We start from the raw sequence: 916 nt of genomic DNA on the forward strand, positions 1-916 counted from the left end.
CGCCCGGCGGCCGCGGCGGCCGGGATGCGGCGCGCGGCCGCGTGGGGGCGACGCGGCGCTCAGCGACCGGACGGATCGACCGGCGTGCCTTCGACGGTCTGCCGCGCTTCGTCGACGAGCATCACCGGGATGCCGTCGCGAACCGGATAGGCGAGCTTGTCCGCGTTGCAGATCAGTTCCTGCGCGGCGCGGTCATAGTGGAGCGGGCCTTTGCAGATAGGGCACACAAGGATTTCAAGCAGGCGAGCGTCCACGGAGTTTCTCCACAACGAGGGCAATGAGGCAGGGATCGAGCGCGGCTTCGACGGGGACGACCCACAGCCGAGCGTCGCGCCAGGAAGCGCCCAATTTTACTGCATCCTTCTCGGTGATCAGGATCGCGTCGACGGCGTCGTCGACGAACGGGTTGTCCGCGAACGCGTAATGGTCGGGCAGCGCGCGCGTCGTCGGCGCGAGGCCGGCCGCCCGCAGCGTCGCGAAGAAGCGCTCCGGCGCGCCGATCCCGGCCGCCGCGAGCACGCGCTCGTCCGCGAACTGCGACAGCGGGCGGCGCAGCGTCGGCTGGTCGAGATGCCATGCGGCGCCCGGCGTCAGCGCGAGCGAATAGGTGTCGGGCCACGGCGGCAGCGCGCCGCTGTACGGGTCGTTCACGAGCGTCGCATCGCGGTGCCGCGACAGCGGCTCGCGCAGTGGGCCGGCCGGCAGCAGAAAGCCGTTGCCGCCGAGCCGGTGGTCGAACACGACGAGCTCGACCGTGCGCGCGAGGCGGTAGTGCTGCAGGCCGTCGTCGCTGACGATCACGTCGACGTCCGGGTGCGCGGCGCGCAGCGCCTGCGCGGCCGCGACGCGGTCCGGGCACACCCACACCGGTGCGCCGGTGCGGCGCGCGATCAGCAGCGGCTCGTCGCCGGCCGTG

The 916-nt window shown here is 72.8% G+C and carries 2 protein-coding genes; both read right to left on the reverse strand.

Going from position 1 to position 916, the window contains the following annotated elements:
- Nucleotides 1-59: 59 nt before the first annotated feature.
- On the reverse strand, nt 60-254 hold the full coding sequence (locus HMPREF3115_RS20055) for a Trm112 family protein (RefSeq protein WP_006398499.1): 195 nt from the start codon (nt 252-254) through the stop codon (nt 60-62).
- On the reverse strand, nt 235-916 hold a 682-nt coding region (gene lpxK / locus HMPREF3115_RS20060), incomplete at its 5' end, for a tetraacyldisaccharide 4'-kinase (RefSeq protein WP_070555729.1). The genes HMPREF3115_RS20055 and lpxK, both read right to left, overlap by 20 nt.

This window comes from Burkholderia sp. HMSC10F09 (assembly GCF_001806955.1).
Lineage (GTDB): Bacteria > Pseudomonadota > Gammaproteobacteria > Burkholderiales > Burkholderiaceae > Burkholderia > Burkholderia multivorans.